The sequence below is a fragment of the Pseudomonas shiyinii genome (assembly GCF_056725765.1).
On record NZ_CM161522.1, the window covers coordinates 585,101 to 605,955 of the forward strand.

Below are 20,855 nucleotides of genomic sequence, written 5' to 3' on the forward strand. Positions count from 1 at the left end.
TCGCATACTGCTGTGCTTGTTCTTTCAATTGGAAAAATCCTATGAAATCAACCACTAGGACGATTAGTAGGGGCGCGTCTCTCCTTCGTGGACAGGGGCCTCGGTCGGTACCGTTGCGCCTGTCGAAGTTATCGGAGCCGGTAGTGGATACCGGCCGGTTGTCATCTGTAAGTCATTTCTCACGTCTGCCGCAGGAAATGCGTTACGGGTCCTATGAGCCATCGTCGGTAGCAGAAGTTCCAAGGTCGGTTTCGCACCGGTGAAAGATTTCTAAATATTTTCTCAGTCGGAAATACTTTCAAATTGATAGCACGGTCCGGTGTAACCCCTATATATAAAGGGCCGAATTGATGCGGGATGGTTATATGCCAGCATGTGAAAAAATTTTTCAAAAAACGTCAAAAAACTACGAACGGTCTTATGGCATTTTGCGATAAGGGCTAGGTCGCCAGGATTTTGGCGTCGAGCGAATGACGTGGTGGCGTTTTGAAGCAGGGCCTGTTGTACGCCTCGATCAGTGCTCATCCTGACGGGCGATGACCTCGGTGTTCTCACAGTTTGGCGGTGTGTTCTTCGTTGCTATCTTCGAGCCTTCAATGAGGCTGAGTGGAATCGCCGTTATATGTTGGATAGCCGTTCGACCGGCTGGGTCGGTCATCAATCCGATGCCCTGCACGCGGGCACCCCTGCCGTGTCGGGCACGTTTCGCACCTTATCGTTGTTGCGCACTCCCCAGGCTGCGCGGGCACCTGCCCGCGTGCTGGTCAGCCGCACGGTCGTTTGCCCGTTCAGCCGCACCACGCGGCTGTTGGGCGCCCGGGCGTTGAACAACGCCGCCACCGGCAATGCCGATGCGCTCACCGTTTCAGGGTTGGCCGGCCAACCCTTGTGCCTGCATACCGCCGATGGCGATGCCGCTTTCACGTTGCCCGACGTGGCAGGCCGCCCCTTGTGGTCGCGCAATGCCCAGGGCACCGTGTCCACGGCTGCCTACGAGTCGGCCAATGCCGGCGGCCGGCCATTGTCGCTGAGCGAAACAGCGCTTGGCGCGCCGGTTGGGCGCGTGCGTGAGCAGTACACGTATGCGCCGTTGGCCGAGGCGAAATGGCAAGCGCTGAACCTGGCCGGGAGCCAGGTGGAACTGCGCAACAATGCCGGCATCAGCCGGCCCTTGAGCGTTGCGCTGACAGGCCAGCCCCTGGCCAGCGAACAGCGCTTGCTCAAGCCTGAGATCGAGACGCTGGACTGGACGACGACCACGGCGGACGACACCGAAGCGCCGTTGTCCATCGCCGGCACCTATGACGCGACCGGCGCGCCGCTGGCGATGACCAATGCGGCCGGCGTCATCTCGATCACCGACTATGCCATCAACGGAGCGGTGGCCCAGACACGCCTGGCGTACACGGAGCAGGGCAGCGTCAAGCAGGCTGTCACCCTGAAGGCTATCCAGTACCGGGCCGACGGCGTGGTGTTGTCGCAAACGGCGGGCAATGGCGTCATCGATCGCTATGAATACGCCCCCAAAACCCAGCGCCTGAGCCGGCACCTGACCGAGCGCCCCGAGGGGCACCGCAAAGGGCCACTGGTCATCAGCGACCTGCACTACCGCTATGACCCGGTGGGCAACATCATCAGCCTGGAAGACCAGGGGGCCGACCCCACCTGGCACGCCAACCAACAGGCCACCGGGCTGCGCGAATACAGCTACGACACCTTGTACCGCCTGGCCAGCGCCACGGGCCGGGAGCGCACGCCGGTGGCCCGCTACCACGGCGCCGAGGCCTCGTCGGGCAGCGTTTGGGCACCTTATAGCGAGCAGTACAGCTATGACGATGGCAACAACCTGACGACGATCCGCCATGTCAGTGTCGCGGGCAACCGCACCCGAGAGCTACAGATTTCCGAGGGCAGCAACCGGGCGATGGTGAAGGGCCACAGCCTGACACCGGAGACGGGCTTCCTCGCGGGAGGCCTGCAAAAGCAACTGGCCGACGGCAGGGCGTTGCAGTGGCTGGCCGACAACCAGCTCGGCAAGGTCACGCCTGTCAGCCGCGTCGATGGCGATGATGACAGCGAGCGCTACCACTACGCCGACGGCGGCACTCGCACCCGCAAGGTCCATACGGCACAGGTCAGCGCAGGCATGCAGACCACGATCACGACCTATGCCGGCGGTTGCGAGGTTCGCCAGCGGTGGCTGACAGGCAAAAGCGATCCGCAGAAGCACATCGTCATCAGCGAAGCAGGCAGTGTACGGGTGGTGGAGGATCGGCTCACAGGCACGGTCCATCTGCGCTATTGCTTCACTGATCATCTGACCAGCGTGGGAGGGGAGACAGACGAGTCGGGCACACTCATTTCCCGAGAGGAATACGCGCCCTATGGCGGTACGGTGGGGCGTGACGAGGCTGCCGAGGAAGTGAGCAACCTGACCCAACGGACGATGCGCTATTCAGGCAAGGAGCAGGATGCGACGGGGTTGTATTGCTACGGCTGGCGATACTACCAGCCCGAACTGGGTCGATGGTTGAGTGCCGACCCGGGTGGATTGGTGGACAGTATCAATTTGTTCAGGATGTGTAGGAACAACCCATTGTCATTCATTGATGAGCAAGGCTTCGAGCCGGTCATTCCTCCCGTCAGCGTGTTCGTGAACGATATATTTACCGGTCTCACAAGCCTGGAGAGCGGCTATGTCCCGTACCGCGAGGGTGATGCCATACCGAGGGATGGATTGGCCATCGCCATCTGGGGGGACAATATTTATGCAAGCGCAGCAAATCGGCATTTGAGTATACGTCCCGAAGAAAAGGGGTTTCCTGATTTTGTCGGCGTTCTGTACCCTGATCAAAAAGTGACCAACGAGACCGGTCATTATAAGACGCCCGGAGGTCATGAAGGTGCCATTTCGCACAACTTCAAATATAAGCATAAATATGACCCCTCCCCGCACATGCCGCGTATGACGATGTTGTCGTCGCCGGAAGAATATGTGAACAAAGTCCAAGAGTTTCGCAGCATACAGGACCGTGCCGAGCGGGCTCGGCGCGTGCTGGAATTCCTGGGCGAACATGGTCTGCGCAAAGAGGTCGAGGCGCGGGGGCGGGCCTATGATGAGTCCAGGTCATCTATATTTTCACGTTTGCTGAGAGAGGCCGGAGAAAAACTTGAGCTCAGCATCGACGAACAGCTATACCAATGGAGTAGTGAATTCAATACGGGCAAAAGAAAAGAGCTGTTGGATCAGAAAATCAATAAACTTAAAACGCTTTTGGCTCATTATGGTGAAGCGGTAGGGAATAAAAGAATTTCGCAAGTGTCAGAGTTAATGCAGCAGATGCGAGGCGCACAACAAAGCGCCGCCAACCCCAGCCGTGTTGCAGCAGAGGGTCACAACACGAAAGTTTCGTCTTCAGTCCCTGCCAGACGAAACGGTTTCAAATCGCTTCTTCGCAGTTAGGCAATACCCTGACGGAACCAGGGGCGGGTGTTCGATCCGCCCCTGCCATATTCAGTCGGAGGGATGATCCCGCAGGAACACCAAATGATCCGGCTTCGACTGCTCGGCACTGTAGTAATACCCCTGCACATCGAACCGTTTGAGTTGCTCGGGGGTGTCGATCCGTTCCTGGATCACGAAGCGGCTCATCATCCCGCGAGCCTTCTTGGCATAGAAGCTGATGATCTTGTACTGGCCGTTTTTCAGGTCCTTGAAGTCGACATTGACCACCCGCGCCTTCAATGCGCTGCGCTTGACTGCGCTGAAGTACTCGTTGCTCGCCAGGTTCAGCAGCACGTCATCGCCTTGGTCGGCCAAGGCCTGGTTCAACCATTCGCTGATACGTGTGCCCCAGAAGGCGTAGAGGTCCTTGCCGCGGGCGTTGGCCAGCTTGGTGCCCATCTCCAGGCGGTAAGGCTGCATCAGGTCCAGTGGTCGCAACAGGCCGTACAGGCCCGAGAGCATGCGCAGGTGATCCTGGGCGTAAGTGAAATCGTCTTCGCCGAGGCTTTCGGCATCGAGCCCCGTGTACACGTCACCTTTGAAGGCCAGCAGGGCCTGCTTGGCATTGGCGGGCGTGAAATCCGGTGTCCAGCTGCCGAAGCGGGCGGCGTTGAGGCCGGCAAGCTTGTCGGACAGATGCATCAGTTCAGCGATCTGGGCGGGCGTGAATTCGCGCAGCTGGGTGATCAGCTCCTGGGAGTCGTCCAGGTACTGGGGCAGGGTGAAGCGCTGGGTCACCGGCGGGGTGTCGTAGTCGAGGGTCTTGGCGGGGGAAATCACCGTCAGCATCGGGTCGGCTCCTGGAATCGTCGGCGCCGATTCTACGGGTTGGCGCAGGCGAGGCCAAACTATGGCGACGATAGTCGCGGACCATCGACGGGCGCCACGTTATAGTGCGCGTGATGATGCTGCGGAGAGTCCGATCGTGCGTATTGCCTTCGTCCTGTTGACGGCCCTGCTGAGCCTGGCTGCCCAGGCCGCCCCGTTACCTGTGGCCAGCCTGGACCGCAGCTCGTGGCCGGAGCAGCTGGACAGCCCGGCGCTGTTCGATGTCGCCTCCCGGGCCGAGATCCTGTCATTCGCCCAAGTGCTGCAGGAAAGCGAGTTGCTCGACGAACCGGCCCTGGCGGCGCGTTTGCAGCTGCGTCAGGTCAACCTGGCGTCGGTGCGTGCGGTGCGTGCGCGCATGTGGCAAAGGCTGTGGGAAAACTACCAACAGGCCCAGCGAAGCTGTGAACAGGATGCCTCGTTCTGCTACCCCCTGGACTCGATGGCCGAGTTGCGCACCCTGGCTGCCAATTTCGCTGCCGACGTGGGGGAGTTCTATGTGCCATGGATCGAGCCCAGCCGGCAGTTCCATAGTCGTTACCTGGACGAACAGCTGCGCAAGGCGGCGGTGTTGCCCCAGACCAGCAGTGAGATCGACCGCGTCTCCAGCCGCGAGCGCAATGGCGACGAGCTCAACGACCGGATGTTCCTGCTGACCTTCGTCGGTGGCCCTGGCCCGGCAGGCGGCAGTACCGACGTGCTGGCTGACTACCTGCGCCGGCAGAAGCTTGGCGGCCTGTTCTTCGTCATCGGCAACCGCCTGCAACAGCGACGTGACGCCGGTGCGGCTGGCTCGCTCGGCGCACTCTATGACGGCCAATGCGTGGGTATCCAGGGTTGGGAGTACCGCTCGCATGCCCAGTGGCAGGATTGGCAGGACTCGCTGCGCCGAGCCCAGGCGCGGGTCCAGGCAGACCTGCCGGAGCAGTACGTGCCGCTGTTCCGACCGCCCTATGGGCAGCGCAGGGCCGATGGCGAGGCGTTCATGAGGCGTCAGAAACTGCAAGTATCGTTGTGGGACATCGATGCCCAGGATGACAGCGCCTTGAGCGCCCAGGCCTCGGCCCAGCGGGTACTGACCTTGATGTTGTTGTGGCGCAAGGGCGTGATCCAGCTGCACGACAGCCAACCCAAGGCGCAGCCGGCAGTGGAGTGGTTGTTGCGCAGTACGGCGCAGAGCGGGATCGGCTGGGAGGATTGCCTGGAATACGGGCGGCGCGAGTAAGAGGGCCACTGCAGGAACGGTGTATATCGCGCAATGACGCCGTGCTTGATCTTTGACTCTAGACCCGTCCCGGCCGCAAGCCAAGCCCCGAACATCAATCGGAAAAATAAACTTCAACTGAACGTAAAAAGACTTTTTCTGGTCATCATTTATGCGGTATGTAGGAACCAGACAGCCGAATCCTGCAGCACAGGTGGCGTCATCCAGGCCCTCCTTGCCAGGTGCGCTCCCCGCCCGTAACGACGCGGATACGGGGAGAACGGCGGTCACTCTGCGGCGCAGCATTACGCGCCGTGTGGCTTTCACATAAGGTGACCGAGTATGGATGACCAAGGACGCAACCCTTCCTCCACCCAGCCAATCCTGTATGTGCTCGATACCAATGTCCTGATTCACGATCCCAACGCATTGCTCAACTTCGAGGAGCACCATGTCGCCATCCCGATGACGGTGCTGGAGGAACTCGACAAACTCAAGACCGGCAAACATACCATCGCCGCCGAATGCCGCCAGGCCATCCGCCTGATCGACCAGACCCTCGGTGATGCCTCGCCCAGCGATGTCGAACAGGGTGTGCCGATCCAGCGTGGCAAGGGCGGGCCGAAAGGCTTCCTGTCGATCCTGATGAGCCCGCGCAACGAACCGAACCGGCTGCTGCCGGAAAACCTCAACGACAACATCATCATCAACCAGCTCCTGGAACTGCGCAGCCGGCGTGCCGACCTTGACGTCGTGCTGGTGACCAAGGACATCAACATGCGCCTGAAGGCGCGTGCCTGTGGCATCGCTGCCGAGGACTACAGCACCGACCAACTGGTCGATGACGTGTCCTTGCTGTCCAAGGGCTACCACTCGGTGACGGGTTCGTTCTGGGACCGGGTCAGCAAGGTCGAGACCCGCCAGGAGCGCGGCCGTACCTGGCATCGGGTGCAGCTGACCGACAACCTGCCGGCGGTGCACGTCAACGAGTTCATCATCGATGAACAGGGCTTCGTCGGCTGGATCAAGGGCATCCGTGAAGACGAGCTGCTGTTGCTCGACCTGCACCAGGAGCCTTTGCTGCACCAGGAAGCCTGGGGCCTGAAACCGCGCGACATCCACCAGAGCCTGGCGTTGTTCGCACTGCTCGACCCGGATATCCACCTGGTCAACCTCACCGGCGCCGCAGGCTCCGGCAAGACCATCCTGGCACTCGCTGCAGCCATCGAACAGACCATGGTCAGCAAGCGCTACCGGCGCATCATCGCCACGCGCAGCGTGCAGGGGCTGGACCAGGAGATCGGCTTCCTGCCGGGCACCGAGGCCGAGAAGATGGAACCCTGGCTGGGCGCCATCACCGACAACCTCGAAGCCCTGCACATGGATGACGAGAGCACCCACGGCAGCGTGGAATACATCCTCGAGCGGGTACCGCTGCAGTTCAAGTCGCTGAACTACATTCGCGGCCGCAGCTTCCAGCAGAGCTTGATCCTGATCGACGAGTGCCAGAACCTTACCCCGCACCAGATGAAAACCATCATCACCCGTGCCGGGGCCGGGTCGAAGGTGGTCTGCCTGGGCAACCTGGCGCAGATCGACACCCCTTATCTGTCGGCCACCAGCTCTGGCCTTACGTACCTCACCGAACGCTTCAAGGACTTCCCCCACGGCGTTCACATCACCCTGCAGGGCGTGCCACGCTCGGTGCTGGCCGAGTACGCCGAGTCGCATCTGTAACCCCACCGCCGGGCGGTTCGCCGCCCGGCCTTTGCCTGTTCATTGCGCAGACCCGTTGCAGGCGAGCACCGGCCCGACACATTCCCCTGCTCAAACCTGACCTACAGGTTTACACTCTTTGTTCCCTTCACAGGAGCAGAGCAGTGCTGACTCATCTCGATTCCCAGGGGCGCGCCAACATGGTCGACGTCACTGAAAAAGCCGTGACGGCGCGCGAGGCCGTTGCCGAGGCGCGGGTGCGCATGTTGCCGCAGACCTTGCAGATGATCGTCGATGGCGAACACCCCAAGGGCGACGTGTTCGCCGTGGCGCGCATCGCCGGTATCCAGGCGGCGAAGAAGACCAGCGACCTGATCCCGCTGTGCCATCCCTTGATGCTCACCAGCGTCAAGGTCGAGCTCACCGCCGAAGGCGCTGATGCGGTGCGCATCGTTGCCCGTTGCAAGCTGGCCGGGCAGACCGGTGTGGAAATGGAAGCGCTGACCGCCGCCAGCGTTGCGGCGCTGACGATCTATGACATGTGCAAGGCCGTGGACAAGGGCATGGTTATCGAGCAGGTGCGCCTGCTGGAAAAGGTCGGTGGCAAGAGCGGCCATTACCAGGTGGAGGCGTGATGAAGGTCCTAGTCATGTATTTCGCCCGTTATCGCGAATTGCTGGGGCTCGACAGCGAGCGCCTGGAAGGGGATTTCACAGTGCTCGAGGATGTGCGCCAGGCATTGGTCGCCAAAGGTGGCCAATACGCGGTGCTGGCCGAGCAGAACCTGATGTGTGCGCGTAACGAAGAACTGTGCAAGCTCGACGAGGCGCTGGAAGAGGGCGACGAAGTGGCGTTCTTCCCGCCGGTAACCGGGGGCTGACCATGGGTATTCGAGTTCAGCAGCAGGCGTTCGACCCCGGCGTAGAAACCAATGCCATGCATGCCGCCAACGTCGGCGTCGGCGCGGTGGTGGGGTTCGTGGGCTACGTGCGTGATTTCAACGACGGCCTGGACGTGGCGGGGATGTTCCTCGAGCATTACCCAGGCATGACCGAAAAAGCGTTGGCCAAGATCGTCGTCGAGGCCGAGCAGCGCTGGCCGCTGCTCAAGGTCGAGGTGCTGCACCGCATCGGTGCGCTGGAGCCGGGTGAACCGATCGTCTTTGTCGGCGTGGCCAGCGCCCACCGTCAGGCGGCGTTCGACGCCTGCAATTTCATCATGGACTACCTCAAGACCCGGGCGCCGTTCTGGAAGAAAGAGAGCACCCAGGATGGGCCGCGTTGGGTCGAAGGCCGACAAAGCGATCAGGACGCCGCCGGCCGCTGGTAAACCTGCCGAGGCATGGGCGGGCCGGATGCGTTCGCCCTCGCCGCACGTTGTGTGGTGGGTAGTTGAGTTTCTATACAAAAAAGTCCAGTATGGAATCATAAGTACAAAATGATTCCAGGCAGCCTTGCGCCTGTCACTTTTCCTCTGTCTTGCACCACACCTCCAATAACGAGCGAGAGAGATCCCCATGAGAAAGCTCACCCTGATCAGTGGTCTGGCCCTGGGCCTGTTGGCCGGCAGCAACCTGTACGCTGCCGAGAACGTCCTGCGTATCGGTATCGAGGCCGCCTACCCGCCGTTTGCCTCGAAAAACGACAAGGGCGAAATCGTGGGCTTCGACTACGAGATCGGCAATGCCCTGTGCGCGCAGATGAAGGTCAAGTGTGTCTGGCACGAGGTCGAGTTCGACGGGCTGATCCCCTCGTTGAAGGTCAGGAAGATCGATGCGGCCTTGTCGTCGATGACCATCACCAAAGAGCGCAAGCAATCGGTGGACTTCACCCACAAGTACTACTTCACGTCATCGCGTCTGGTGATGAAGAAGGGGGCGGTCGTCGATGACCAATACCAGAGCCTCAAGGGCAAGACCATCGGCGTGCAGCGTGCCACCACCACCGACCGCTACGCCACCGAAGTGCTCGAGCCGATGGGGGTGAAGGTCAACCGCTACAGCAACAACGAAGAGATCTACATGGACCTGGCGTCCGGGCGTGTGGATGCCATTTTTGCCGATACCATTCCCCTGGAGGACTTCCTGTCGATGCCTCGTGGCGCCGACTTTGCTTTCGTAGGGCCGGAGCTGAAGGACCCCAAGTACGTCGGTGAAGGTGCCGGAATCGCAGTGCGCAAAGGCAACACCGAATTGGTGAGCCAGCTCAATAGCGCCATCGATGCCATTCGTGCCAACGGCGAATACCAGAAGATCCAGGCCAAGTATTTCAAATCGGATATCTACGGCGACTGAAACAGTGCGTAGGGGGTAATGCCAGTCAGTTAAGCCTTATCGGCTGCATTTGGGGCTGCTTCGCAGCCCATCGCCGGCAAGCCGGCTCCCACAGGTTCTGCGGTGTCTACAACAGCAGCGCAGGACAGGTGGGAGCCGGCTTGCCGGCGATGGGCCTTAACTGACAGGCATTCGCGTAGGGGCTTCGGCAATCGTCAAGGGACGCCTGAACCGCTCAGGCCTTGAGTTCCTTCAGGTGCTTGTACACCGTCGCCCGTCCCATTCCCAGCACGTTGGCCACGTAGTTGGCCGCGCTCTTGCCCTTGAAGGCGCCCTCGGCATGCAGGGCCAGGACCAGCTCGCGCTTGTGATCGCGGGTCAGCAGGTTAAGGCTCAATTGACGTTGGCGCAGCCAGCCGTTGAGGAAGGTGTTGATGCGTTCCTGCCAGTCGTCGCGAAACAGCGCGTCGGGTTGGGGAATCAATCGGCTGGGCGAAAGGAACAGGTCCAGCGCCGCCTTGGCGTTCTCGAACAACGAGATATTCAGGTTGATGCACAGCATTGCCAGAGGCGTGCCTGCGGCATCGCGCAACACGGTGCTCAACGAGCGGATCTTTTGCCCGTCCCAGTTGAGTTTTTCGTAGGGGCCGATGTTGGTTTCATCGGTGCCGTGTTCGAGCATGTCTTCCAGGGCCGCATCGTCGCCAATCTCGCGCTTGGACAGGTTGTTGGCGATGTAATCGATCTTCTGTGTGCGCAGGTCGTGCAGCACCACTTCGGCATGGGGGAAGAACAGAGTGGCGATGGCATCGGCGATGGCCCGGTAGTTGTCCAGGGCCGGGTCAGGGCGAGGGGATGGCATTGAGGCAGGCTCCAGGTTGTGTCAGCGCCCTGCGGCCAGGGCGCTGCGAGTGTGCCGCAATCGCGGCGGCGCGTCATCCCGACAGGCGCGCCGGGGACAGCATGGCGGCCGTCAGGCCAAAGCCATGCAGGTGTTCCGGTAGCGCCTCGCCACGCACCAGAGCGGCGCTGGCCTGGCCCATGGCGGGTGAGGTCTGGATGCCGTAGCCGCCCTGGCCCGCGACCCAGAACAGCCCAGGTACCTGCGGGTCGAAGCCGGCGACCAGGTCGCCGTCGGCAACGAAACTGCGCAGCCCGGCCCAGGTGCGGGTAGGGCGGCGGATGCGCAGGGTGGTGGCTTCCTCGATCTGGTAGATGCCCAGGGCGATGTCGAGCTCTTCGGGCTGTACATCGTGCGGTTCCACCGGGTCGGCGTTGGCGGGAGAGCCAAGGAGCATGCCGGCATCCGGCTTCATGTAGAAGGACTCATCGAGGCTGACCAGCATCGGCCAGTGGTGGCAGTCGACGCCCTCGGGGGCGGCGAAGATGAAGGCAGCGCGGCGCTTGGGTTGCAGGCCGAGGGGGTGAGCGCCGGCCAACATCCCGATATGGTCCGCCCAGGCGCCTGCGGCGTTGATCAGCACGGGCGCGCTGAAATTGCCGTGGTTGGTATGCACCTGCCACAGCCCTTGGACGTCACGCTCCACACGTTGCACCTCACAATCGCTGCGCACTTCGCCCTGCTGCCGGCGAATGCCCCGCAGGTAGCCTTGGTGCAGGGCATCGGTGTCGATGTCGCTGGCGCTCGGGTCGTAGAGGGCGCCATGGACCCTATCCCGACGCAGCACCGGCAGGCGGGCGCAGGCCTGGTCGGCATCGAGCAGCTCGAACTCGGGCACGCAGGCCTTGGCGCTGAGGTACTGGCGTTGCAGTTCGATGGGGTCGCCGTTGAAGTCCACGGTCATCTCACCGCGCGGGGTGAGCAGTGGGTGCTCGGCGAAGCCACTGGGCGGATGATCGAAGAAGGCGCGGCTGGCGAGGGTCAGGGCGCGTACCTGGGGTGTGCCATAGGCGGCGGTGTAGAGCGCCGCCGAGCGGCCGGTGGAGTGATAGCCGGGCTGGGATTCGCGCTCGAGCACAAGCACGCGGCCATGGGCTGAGAGCCAGTAGCCGGTGGAGGCACCGGCGATACCCGCGCCTACGATGATGTAGTCGGCAGTTTGCATGCTGTTCTCCTCAGGCTTCGCGCAGCAGCTGGTACAGGGCATTGGCCAGGGCAATGTCCTCCAGGCCCAGTCCGATGGAGCGGAAGAAGGCATGGCGTTGGTAGGCGGGCACGGGGGCCTTGCCACTGAGCAGTTGCGGCAGGTCGCCGACGATCGCGTCTGCCTGCCACCCCAACTGCTCGGCGGCGATGCGCATTTCGCCCGCGCTGGCGGGGGTGGTTACCCGGTAATCGCAGTAGATATCCATCTCGGCCAGGCAGGCTGGCGGGATTTCATGGGCGCGCACGGCATTGGTGCTGATCGAGGTGATCAGCGCAGGTTTGCTCAGCGTGCGTGGGTCGATGACTGGCACGGCCGAGGAGGTGCAGAGCATGATCACGTCGGCATCGTCCAGGGCCTGCTCCAGGTTTTCCATCAGTTGCAGGCGGCTGTCGAGGCCGGCCAGTTGTTCGCGTTGCCCCGCGCTCTGCTGGCGCAGGCTGGGGGAATACAGGCGAATGTCCTGCCAGTCGCGCAGGCCGCGCACGTGGTGCAGGTGAGCGCGGGCGATCGGGCCGCTGCCGATTACCGTCAGGCGACGGGCATGGCCTGGGGCCAGCGTGTCGATGGCCACGGCAGTGGTGGCGGCAGTGCGTGCGGTGGTCAGTTCACCGGCGTCGCAGAGCATCAGCGGTTGACCGTTATCCATGGACATCAGCAGGGTCCAGGCGGTGACCAGGGGGCCTTGGTCACGGACGATGTAGGGCGAGGTTTTTACCCCATAGACCCCCTCGGTGGCCAACACGCCGCCATAGTTGATGAAGTCGCCCCGGCCAGCCGGAAACTCCACCCGTTGTTGGGGCGGCTGTACCGCCTGGCCGCTGGCCAGGTCTCGGAACAGGTTACGCAGGATGTGTGGGACATCCACCTGGGCGAGCAACTGGCGGGCGTGTTGTTGATCGACGACGAGGGGCGCGGTCATGCGAAGCTCCGGATAAACTATTTTTTCCATTATGGACTTTTTGTTTATTTGGACAATATCGCGGGCGCAAAAAGGTTGGGATGCAGCGCAGCACCAGAAAGGGAGGGGCAAAGGAGGAGGGGCGGGGCGTTGCCCAGAGAACAGGCACTGCGGCTCGGCGCAGTGCGTGTGGGGGCGGTCTTGCCGGGGTACCGGACCGTTCGGGAAGGGGCACAAGGTGCCCCAAGGTACAGCGCATCAGTGATGCTTGCGCGGTACCGCCTTCAGCAGCTCGTCCGGCGGCATTTCGCACTTGATCTTGCGCCCCAGCAGCTCTTCGATGGCCGGCAGCTGGTAGGCGTCGTCCTCGCCCGCGAAACTGATCGACACGCCATTGGTGCCGGCCCGGCCCGTGCGGCCGATGCGGTGCACGTAGTCGTCCGGGTCTTCCGGCAGGGTGAAGTTGATCACGTGGCTGATGCCATCGATGTGAATGCCGCGGCCGGCCACGTCGGTAGCCACCAGCACGGCGATGCGGCCTTCACGGAAGCTTTCCAGGGTGCGGATGCGCTTGTGCTGCGGCACGTCGCCTGACAGCTGGGCGGCGTTGATGCCGTCGCGCACCAGGCGCTCCTCGACCCGCCGCACTTCGTCCTTGCGGTTGGCGAAGACCATCACCCGTTCCCACTTGTTCTGGGTCACCAGGTTGTACAGCAGCTTGTACTTGTCGCTCGAGGCCACGGCATAGACGTGTTGCTCGACCGTTTCGCTGGCCACGTTCTCCGGCTCGATCTCGACGATGGCCGGGTTGGTGGTCCACTGCTTGGCCAGGTTCATTACATCATCGGTGAAGGTGGCCGAAAACAGCAGCGTTTGGCGTTCGCTCTTGGGTGGGGTCTGGCGAATGATCTGGCGCACCTGCGGGATGAAGCCCATGTCGAGCATGCGGTCGGCTTCGTCCAGCACCAGTACCTCGACCATGTCCAGGTGCACCTCGCCGCGCTGGTGGAAGTCCAGCAGGCGGCCCGGGGTGGCCACCAGGATATCGCAATGGCGCGCTTCCAGTGCCTTGAGCTGCTTGTCGAAGTCCATGCCGCCCACGAACGTCATCACGTTCAGGCCGCTGTACTTGGTCAGGGCCATGGCGTCCTTGGCGATCTGCACCACCAGCTCTCGGGTCGGCGCGATGATCAGCGCACGCGGCTCACCCATGTAGCGCTCTTTGGGCGGTGGGGTCTGCTGCAGCTGGGAGATGATCGAGATCAGGAACGCCGCGGTCTTGCCGGTGCCTGTCTGGGCCCGGCCGATAGCGTCCTTGCCACGCAGGGTATGGCCCAGTACCTGGGCCTGGATCGGTGTGCAGTAGGGGAAGCCCAGGTCGTGGATGGCATGCATCAGCTCGTTGGACAGCTTGAAGTCATGGAAGCGGGTCTTGCCTTCCTGGGGCTCGACCACGAAGTCTTCCGGCTTCCACAGGCTGGCCTGGGGCTTTGGCTTGCGCTCGCGGCGCGGCTTGTCCTTGGCTGCGGGTTTGTCTGCGCGCGGGGCGGCTGCCGGCGCTGGCGTTTCGACGGGTTGCACGGCCGCTGTCGGCGGCTCTGCCGCGGGCGGAGGGGTAATCACGTTGGCAACGGGCGCGACGGCCTGCGGGGCAGCGTCGGGCTTGCCGAATATTTTCTTGAGTGCCTTGAGCACGATCGTCTCGTCAACTGGTTAAGGAATGTACGCCGGGCAGTGTAATGCAAGAACCGGGCGCGGCGTAGTGGAGTGCGCTGACAACTACAGGCGAACCCTGCTTATTGCAGCTGCTTGCCCAGCCAGTCGTGGATATCGCCGAGTTCCTCGACCACCACTTCGTGTTCCATCGGGTATTCATGCCAGCGGGCGGCGACACCCCAGCTGTTCAGGTATTCGAAGGCGGTACGGCCCATGGAGGGGATCACCACCGGGTCGTGCACACCATGCAGGCACAGGGCTGGGGTACGTTGCTGGCAGGCGCTCAACTGGTGGGTGTCACTGAAGGTCGGGGCGTAGGTAGACAGCGCGATCACGCCACCCAGCGCCTCTTGCCACTTTATATAGGCTGTGTGCAGGACCACGGCGCCGCCTTGGGAAAAACCGGCCAGGAAGATTCGGGTCAGGTCGATGCCCTTGGCCCGTTCCGCTTCGATCAGGCCGATGATCTGCTCGGCCGACTCCTCCAGTTGCGCCTCGTCGATCGCGCGTGCCGGGGTCATGGCCTTGATGTCGTACCAACTGGGCATGGCGTAGCCGCCATTGATGGTCACCGGCCGGGTGGGGGCCTGGGGCATGACGAAGCGGGTGCTGAGCAGGCGCTCCTGCATGAATTCGGCCACAGGTAGGAAGTCGTAACGATCGGCCCCCAGGCCGTGCAACCAGATCACACAGGCGTCGGCGGTGTTCTGGGGTTCGAGGATCAACGGGTTGGTCATGGCTGCTCCGAAAGTGTGCGCACGCCCAGGTTCTGGTGCGTGAAAAGAAGGCGTGCATGGGTAATGCCACAAGAAGATGTCGCAACTCTACAACTTTTCCGGCTTGACGACCGCTTAAACGCTTAAGCGCGCGACTGTGGTACGCCCTTTGCTACGGATCAACCGATGCGAGGGGAGAGGCCGGCGACGGTAACACCCCTGTGCGGAGAGTAAGGCTGTCATCAGAACAGCTCATTGCGCCATTGACCCAATAACAAGCCAACCAGGGTCGGATGCGCCTCATAAGGGTGCGGTGCAATTCCGGCTCGATACAACAAGAGCGATTGGAGGTTGTGAATGAAGATGTTGAAAACCACCCTGGCAGTCCTGACCGCTGCCGCTGCGCTGGGCGCCACCAGTTTCGCCCAGGCCGGCGCCACCCTCGATGCGGTCAAGAAGAAGGGCTTCGTCCAGTGTGGCGTGAGTGACGGCCTCCCGGGCTTCTCGGTACCGGACAGCACCGGCAAGATCGTCGGTATCGACGCCGATGTGTGCCGCGCCGTGGCAGCGGCGGTGTTCGGCGATGCCACCAAGGTCAAGTTCAGCCAGCTCAACGCCAAGGAACGCTTCACCGCGCTGCAGTCGGGCGAAGTCGACGTGCTGTCGCGCAACACCACCTGGACCAGTTCGCGCGATGCCGGCATGGGCCTGGTGTTCGCCGGTGTCACCTACTATGACGGCGTCGGTTTCCTGGTCAACAAGAAACTGGGCGTCTCCAGCGCCAAGGAGCTCGATGGCGCGACCATCTGCATCCAGGCCGGTACCACCACCGAGCTGAACGTCTCGGACTTCTTCCGCGCCAATGGCCTGAAGTACACCCCCATCACCTTCGACACCTCCGACGAAAGCGCCAAGTCGCTGGAGTCCGGCCGTTGCGACGTGCTGACCTCGGACAAGTCGCAGCTGTTCGCCCAGCGCTCGAAGCTGGCCGCACCGAGCGAATACGTGGTCCTGCCGGAAACCATTTCCAAGGAGCCGCTGGGCCCGGTGGTGCGCAAGGGCGACGAGGAGTGGTTCAGCATCGTCAAGTGGACGCTCTTCGCCATGCTCAACGCCGAGGAGGCGGGCATCACCTCGAAGAACGTCGAAGCCGAGGCCAAGTCCACCAAGAACCCTGACGTCGCCCGCCTGCTGGGCACCGACGGCGAATACGGCAAGGACCTGAAGCTGCCCAAGGACTGGGTGGTGCAGATCGTCAAGCAGGTAGGCAACTATGGCGAAGTGTTCGAGAAGAACCTGGGCCAGAGCACCGACCTGAAGATCGACCGTGGCATGAACGCCCTGTGGAACAACGGTGGCATCCAGTACGCGCCTCCAGTGCGCTGATGGCTGCACCCTGCGGCGGCATCCCGCCGCCGCAGGTTGTTCGATCCCATCCTTGCGGGGCATTTCATGCAAAATCGAATCGGCGCGCAGAAGGGGTTTTCCCTGAGCGATCCACGTGTGCGCGCGTGGCTGTTCCAGGTGGTCACGGTGGTGTTCGTGGTCGGCCTGGGCTGGTACCTGTTCCATAACACCCAGGCCAACCTGCAACACCGGGGCATCACCTCGGGCTTCGACTTCCTCGAGCGCAGTGCGGGCTTCGGCATCGCCCAGCACCTGATTCCGTACGTGGAGTCGGACAGCTATGCCCGGGTATTCGTCATCGGCCTGCTCAACACCCTGCTGGTGACCTTCATCGGCATCATCCTGGCCACGGTGCTGGGCTTCGTCATCGGCGTGGCGCGGCTGTCGCCGAACTGGATGATCAGCAAGCTGGCGACCGTGTACGTGGAAACCTTCCGCAACATCCCGCCGCTGCTGCAGATCCTGTTCTGGTATTTCGCCGTGTTCCTCACCTTGCCGGGGCCACGGGGCAGCATCAACCTCGACGACACCTTCTTCATCAGCAACCGTGGCCTGAACATGCCCGGTGCGACCCTGGCCGAAGGCTTCTGGCCGTTCGTGCTGGCGCTGGTGCTGGCGGTGCTCGCCATCGTGCTCATGGTGCGCCTGGCCAACAAGCGTTTCGACGAGACTGGCGAGCCGTTCCACAAGTTCTGGGTGGGGCTTTTGATGTTCATCGGCATCCCTGGGATCTGCGTGCTGCTGTTCGGCAGCCCGGTGCACTGGGAGGTGCCACAGCTCAAAGGCTTCAATTTCGTCGGCGGCTGGGTGCTGATCCCCGAGCTGCTGGCATTGACCCTGGCGCTGACCATCTACACCGCAGCGTTCATCGCCGAGATCGTGCGCTCGGGTATCCGCTCGGTCAGCCATGGCCAGACCGAGGCCGCGCGTTCGCTGGGCCTGCGCGAGGGGCCGACCCTGCGCAAGGTGATCATCCCCCAGGCCTTGCGGGTGATCGTGCCGCCGTTGACCAGCCAGTACCTGAACCTGGCGAAGAACTCATCCCTGGCGGCCGGTATCGGCTACCCAGAGATGGTCTCGCTGTTCGCCGGTACCGTGCTCAACCAGACCGGCCAGGCCATCGAGGTGATCGCCATCACCATGAGTGTCTATCTCGCCATCAGCCTCAGCATTTCGCTGCTGATGAACTGGTACAACAAGCGCATCGCGCTGATCGAGCGGTGAGGGTACGCCTGTGACAGCCCATGTTTTCAAACCCGACATGCCGCCACCGGTAAAGACCGTCGGCGCGCTCGCATGGATGCGTGCCAACCTGTTCTCCAACTGGCTCAACACCTTGTTGACCCTGTTCGCCCTGTACCTGGTCTGGCTCATCGTGCCACCGCTGGTGCAGTGGGCGTTCATCGATGCCAACTGGGTCGGTACCACCCGTGCCGACTGCACCCAGGAGGGCGCCTGCTGGGTGTTCATCCAGCAGCGCTTCGGCCAGTTCATGTACGGCTACTACCCGGTGGAGCTGCGCTGGCGGGTCGATCTGACCGTCTGGCTCGCCGTGCTCGGCGCCGCGCCGCTGTTCATCAAGCGCTTCCCGCGCAAGGTGGCCTACGGCCTGGGCTTCTTGGTGTCGTACCCGGTGCTGGCCTACACATTGCTGCATGGTGGTTACCTGGGCCTTGCCACAGTCTCCACCAGCCAATGGGGTGGCCTGATGCTGACCCTGGTGATCGCCACCGTCGGTATCGTCGGTGCCTTGCCGCTGGGCATCCTGCTGGCGCTGGGGCGGCGCTCCAACCTGCCGGCGGTGAAGGTGGTGTGCGTGACCTTCATCGAGTTCTGGCGTGGCGTGCCGCTGATCACCGTGCTGTTCATGTCTTCGGTGATGCTGCCGTTGTTCCTGCCCGAGGGCATGAGCTTCGACAAGCTGCTGCGGGCGATGATCGGGGTGATCCTGTTCCAGTCGGCCTACATCGCCGAAGTGGTTCGCGGTGGCCTGCAGGCCATCCCCAAGGGCCAGTACGAGGCGGCTGCGGCCATGGGCCTGGGCTACTGGCGGGCGATGGGGCTGGTGATCCTGCCCCAGGCGCTGAAGCTGGTGATCCCCGGCATCGTCAACACCTTCATCGCCCTGTTCAAGGACACCAGCCTGGTGATCATCATCGGCCTGTTCGACCTGCTCAACAGCGTCAAGCAGGCCGCCGCCGACCCGGCCTGGCTGGGCATGGCCACCGAGGGTTACGTGTTCGCGGCCTTGGTGTTCTGGGTTTTCTGTTTCGGTATGTCCCGCTACTCCATGCACCTGGAGCGCAAGCTGGACACTGGCCACAAGCGTTAGGAGTTTCGAAATGAGTGAAGCGAGCAAGCAGCCTGTCGGCCCCGAAGGCATCATCCAGATGCAGGGTGTGAACAAGTGGTATGGGCAGTTCCACGTGCTCAAGGACATCAACCTGAACGTGCGCCAGGGTGAACGTATCGTGCTGTGCGGGCCGTCGGGCTCGGGCAAGTCGACCACCATCCGCTGCCTCAACCGCCTGGAAGAGCACCAGCAGGGCCGTATCGTGGTCGATGGCGTGGAGCTGACCAATGACCTCAAGCAGATCGAGGCGATCCGCCGCGAGGTGGGCATGGTGTTCCAGCACTTCAATCTGTTCCCGCACCTGAGCATCCTGGAGAACTGCACCCTGGCGCCGATGTGGGTACGCAAGATGCCCCGGCGCAAGGCCGAGGAAATCGCCATGCACTACCTGGAGCGGGTGCGCATTCCCGAACAGGCGCACAAGTATCCGGGGCAGTTGTCCGGCGGCCAGCAACAGCGCGTGGCGATCGCCCGGGCGCTGTGCATGAAGCCCAAGATCATGCTGTTCGACGAGCCGACCTCGGCGCTGGACCCGGAGATGGTCAAGGAGGTGCTCGATACCATGGTGGGCCTGGCCGAGGACGGCATGACCATGCTCTGTGTGACCCACGAGATGGGCTTTGCCCGGACGGTGGCGAACCGGGTGATCTTCATGGACAAGGGCGAGATCGTGGAGCAGGCGGCGCCGGATGACTTCTTCGACCGGCCGCGCAGTGACCGGACCAAATTGTTCCTCAGCCAGATCCTGCATTGATATGTTGGGGCCGCGTTGCGGCCCTTTCGCGGCACAAGGCCGCTCCTACGGGAGACACGCGATTTCCTGTAGGCGCGGCCTTGTGCCGCGAAAGGGCTGCAAAGCAGCCCCTGGTTTACTTCTGTTCCTGCGCCGCAACCGGCGCCGGTGGCGGCCGCAGCCCCACTTCGGCAATCAGCTTGAGCTGTTCGCCATTGCGCATCACTTCGATGGAAATCTTCTCGTTGGGCTTGATCCGCGCCACCTGGTTCATCGACTTGCGTCCGTCGCCGGCCGGTTCGCCGTTGATGCTCAGGATCACGTCACCGAGCTGCAGGCCTGCACGTTGCGCCGGGCCGTCGCGGAAGATGCCTGCCACCACGATGCCCGGGCGGTCCTTCATGCCATAGGACTCGGCCAGCTCCTGGCTCAGCGGCTGAACCTCGATGCCCAGCCAGCCGCGGATCACCTGGCCGTGCTCGACGATCGACTTCATGACCTCCAACGCCAGCTTGACCGGGATGGCGAAACCGATGCCTTGGGAACCACCGGACTTGGAGAAGATCGCAGTGTTGATGCCGATCAGGTTGCCGTTGGCATCGATCAGCGCCCCGCCCGAGTTGCCCGGGTTGATCGCCGCGTCCGTCTGGATGAAGTCTTCGTAGTTGTTCAGGCCCAGCTGGTTGCGGCCGGTGGCGCTGATGATGCCCATGGTCACGGTCTGGCCGACGCCGAAGGGGTTGCCGATGGCCAGGGATACGTCGCCGATGTGGATGGTGTCGGAGCGGCCGATGGTGATGGCCGGCAGTTTCTTCAGGTCGATCTTCAAGACGGCGAGGTCGGTTTCCGGGTCGCTGCCGATCACCCGCGCAAGGGTTTCACGGCCGTCCTTGAGCGCTACCACGATCTGGTCGGCGCCGCTGGTCACATGGTTGTTGGTCAGCAGGTAGCCTTCGGGGCTCATGATCACCGCCGAACCCAGGCTCGACTCCCAGCGCCGTTGCTTGGGCAGGTTGTCGCCGAAGAAGCGGCGGAACTGCGGGTCTTCGAACAGCGGGTGCGAACTCTTGTTCACCACCTTGGTGGTGTACAGGTTGGCCACGGCCGGGGCCGCCAGGGTCACGGCGTCGGCATAGGACACCGGCCCCTGCACGATGCGCGAGGTCTGGGGGGCCTGCTGCAGGTTGACGTCCTGGCTGGGCAGGCCGACCCATTCGGGAAAACGCTGGATGATCAGCATGGCGATCAGCACGCCGGTAAGCAGGGGCCATCCAAAAAAACGCAAAGCCTTGAGCATCGAATGAATCCTGGGAGTAGGGCAGGGGCCGGTGGCTACGCAGCGGGGAGCGAGCGCGCGCGATCATACACTGGTAGCAGCGCTCCTACACGGGGTGTCTCG

18 protein-coding genes are annotated in these 20,855 nt (G+C 62.5%); 11 read left to right on the forward strand and 7 right to left on the reverse strand.

Translation table 11 applies throughout. From position 1 onward, the window contains the following. The first annotated feature begins 622 nt into the window (after positions 1-622). Entirely contained in the window at positions 623-3,463 is a 2,841-nt protein-coding gene (locus tag ACXHGZ_RS02845) for an RHS repeat-associated core domain-containing protein (protein ID WP_480462284.1), read from the forward strand. Positions 3,464-3,514: 51 nt separating this feature from the next. Here ACXHGZ_RS02845 and yaaA read toward each other — a convergent pair whose 3' ends face one another. After that, the gene (yaaA, locus tag ACXHGZ_RS02850) at positions 3,515-4,294 is read right to left on the reverse strand and encodes a peroxide stress protein YaaA (RefSeq protein ID WP_480462285.1); all 780 of its coding nucleotides are present in this window, start codon (positions 4,292-4,294) and stop codon (positions 3,515-3,517) included. Positions 4,295-4,430: 136 nt separating this feature from the next. On the opposite strand from yaaA, the gene ACXHGZ_RS02855 reads away from it, so the two are divergent. The 6 genes from ACXHGZ_RS02855 (at position 4,431) to ACXHGZ_RS02880 (ending at position 9,546) form a co-directional block, all read left to right on the forward strand. Further along, positions 4,431-5,558, forward strand: a complete 1,128-nt coding sequence (locus ACXHGZ_RS02855) for a polysaccharide deacetylase family protein (RefSeq protein ID WP_480462286.1) — start codon at positions 4,431-4,433, stop codon at positions 5,556-5,558. Between the two features lie 321 nt (positions 5,559-5,879). Next, entirely contained in the window at positions 5,880-7,274 is a 1,395-nt protein-coding gene (locus tag ACXHGZ_RS02860; protein ID WP_084857192.1) for a PhoH family protein, read from the forward strand. Positions 7,275-7,417: 143 nt separating this feature from the next. After that, positions 7,418-7,888 (forward strand): cyclic pyranopterin monophosphate synthase MoaC, encoded by a 471-nt coding sequence (gene moaC, locus ACXHGZ_RS02865; protein WP_480462288.1) that lies wholly within the window; start codon positions 7,418-7,420, stop codon positions 7,886-7,888. Beyond that, the gene (locus ACXHGZ_RS02870; protein WP_480462290.1) at positions 7,888-8,133 is read left to right on the forward strand and encodes a MoaD/ThiS family protein; all 246 of its coding nucleotides are present in this window, start codon (positions 7,888-7,890) and stop codon (positions 8,131-8,133) included. The genes moaC and ACXHGZ_RS02870 overlap by 1 nt, the downstream gene beginning before the upstream one ends. A 2-nt stretch (positions 8,134-8,135) precedes the next feature. Then, positions 8,136-8,582, forward strand: coding sequence for a molybdopterin synthase catalytic subunit MoaE (moaE, locus tag ACXHGZ_RS02875; RefSeq protein ID WP_480462291.1), 447 nt, complete (start codon positions 8,136-8,138; stop codon positions 8,580-8,582). Between the two features lie 187 nt (positions 8,583-8,769). After that, a complete protein-coding gene (locus tag ACXHGZ_RS02880) occupies positions 8,770-9,546 on the forward strand; it encodes an ABC transporter substrate-binding protein (protein ID WP_084857201.1) in 777 nt (258 codons plus the stop codon). A gap of 214 nt (positions 9,547-9,760) precedes the next feature. Here the strand turns inward: ACXHGZ_RS02880 and ACXHGZ_RS02885 are convergent, their stop codons facing one another. The 5 genes from ACXHGZ_RS02885 to ACXHGZ_RS02905 form a co-directional block, all read right to left on the reverse strand. Beyond that, a complete protein-coding gene (locus tag ACXHGZ_RS02885; protein ID WP_043207432.1) occupies positions 9,761-10,387 on the reverse strand; it encodes a helix-turn-helix transcriptional regulator in 627 nt (208 codons plus the stop codon). Positions 10,388-10,460: 73 nt separating this feature from the next. Beyond that, positions 10,461-11,591, reverse strand: coding sequence for an NAD(P)/FAD-dependent oxidoreductase (locus ACXHGZ_RS02890; protein WP_480462292.1), 1,131 nt, complete (start codon positions 11,589-11,591; stop codon positions 10,461-10,463). A 10-nt stretch (positions 11,592-11,601) separates the two neighbouring features. Beyond that, entirely contained in the window at positions 11,602-12,552 is a 951-nt protein-coding gene (locus ACXHGZ_RS02895; RefSeq protein WP_480462293.1) for an ornithine cyclodeaminase family protein, read from the reverse strand. A 237-nt stretch (positions 12,553-12,789) separates the two neighbouring features. Next, positions 12,790-14,226 (reverse strand): ATP-dependent RNA helicase RhlB, encoded by a 1,437-nt coding sequence (gene rhlB, locus ACXHGZ_RS02900; protein WP_084857210.1) that lies wholly within the window; start codon positions 14,224-14,226, stop codon positions 12,790-12,792. A 101-nt stretch (positions 14,227-14,327) separates the two neighbouring features. Continuing rightward, on the reverse strand, positions 14,328-14,984 hold the full coding sequence (locus ACXHGZ_RS02905) for an alpha/beta hydrolase (protein ID WP_224458013.1): 657 nt from the start codon (positions 14,982-14,984) through the stop codon (positions 14,328-14,330). A 336-nt stretch (positions 14,985-15,320) separates the two neighbouring features. Here ACXHGZ_RS02905 and ACXHGZ_RS02910 point away from each other — a divergent pair, with 336 nt between their 5' ends. From ACXHGZ_RS02910 to ACXHGZ_RS02925, 4 genes are all read left to right on the forward strand, one after another. Then, a complete protein-coding gene (locus ACXHGZ_RS02910; protein ID WP_084857213.1) occupies positions 15,321-16,349 on the forward strand; it encodes an amino acid ABC transporter substrate-binding protein in 1,029 nt (342 codons plus the stop codon). A 66-nt stretch (positions 16,350-16,415) separates the two neighbouring features. Next, positions 16,416-17,594, forward strand: coding sequence for an amino acid ABC transporter permease (locus ACXHGZ_RS02915; RefSeq protein ID WP_368829348.1), 1,179 nt, complete (start codon positions 16,416-16,418; stop codon positions 17,592-17,594). A gap of 10 nt (positions 17,595-17,604) precedes the next feature. After that, complete coding sequence (locus ACXHGZ_RS02920; protein WP_084857217.1) at positions 17,605-18,702, forward strand: amino acid ABC transporter permease; 1,098 nt, start codon at positions 17,605-17,607, stop codon at positions 18,700-18,702. A 10-nt stretch (positions 18,703-18,712) separates the two neighbouring features. Continuing rightward, positions 18,713-19,477, forward strand: a complete 765-nt coding sequence (locus ACXHGZ_RS02925) for an amino acid ABC transporter ATP-binding protein (protein ID WP_084857219.1) — start codon at positions 18,713-18,715, stop codon at positions 19,475-19,477. Between the two features lie 115 nt (positions 19,478-19,592). Here ACXHGZ_RS02925 and algW read toward each other — a convergent pair whose 3' ends face one another. Continuing rightward, positions 19,593-20,753, reverse strand: a complete 1,161-nt coding sequence (algW, locus tag ACXHGZ_RS02930) for a Do family serine endopeptidase AlgW (RefSeq protein WP_084857221.1) — start codon at positions 20,751-20,753, stop codon at positions 19,593-19,595. Positions 20,754-20,855: the final 102 nt, after the last annotated feature.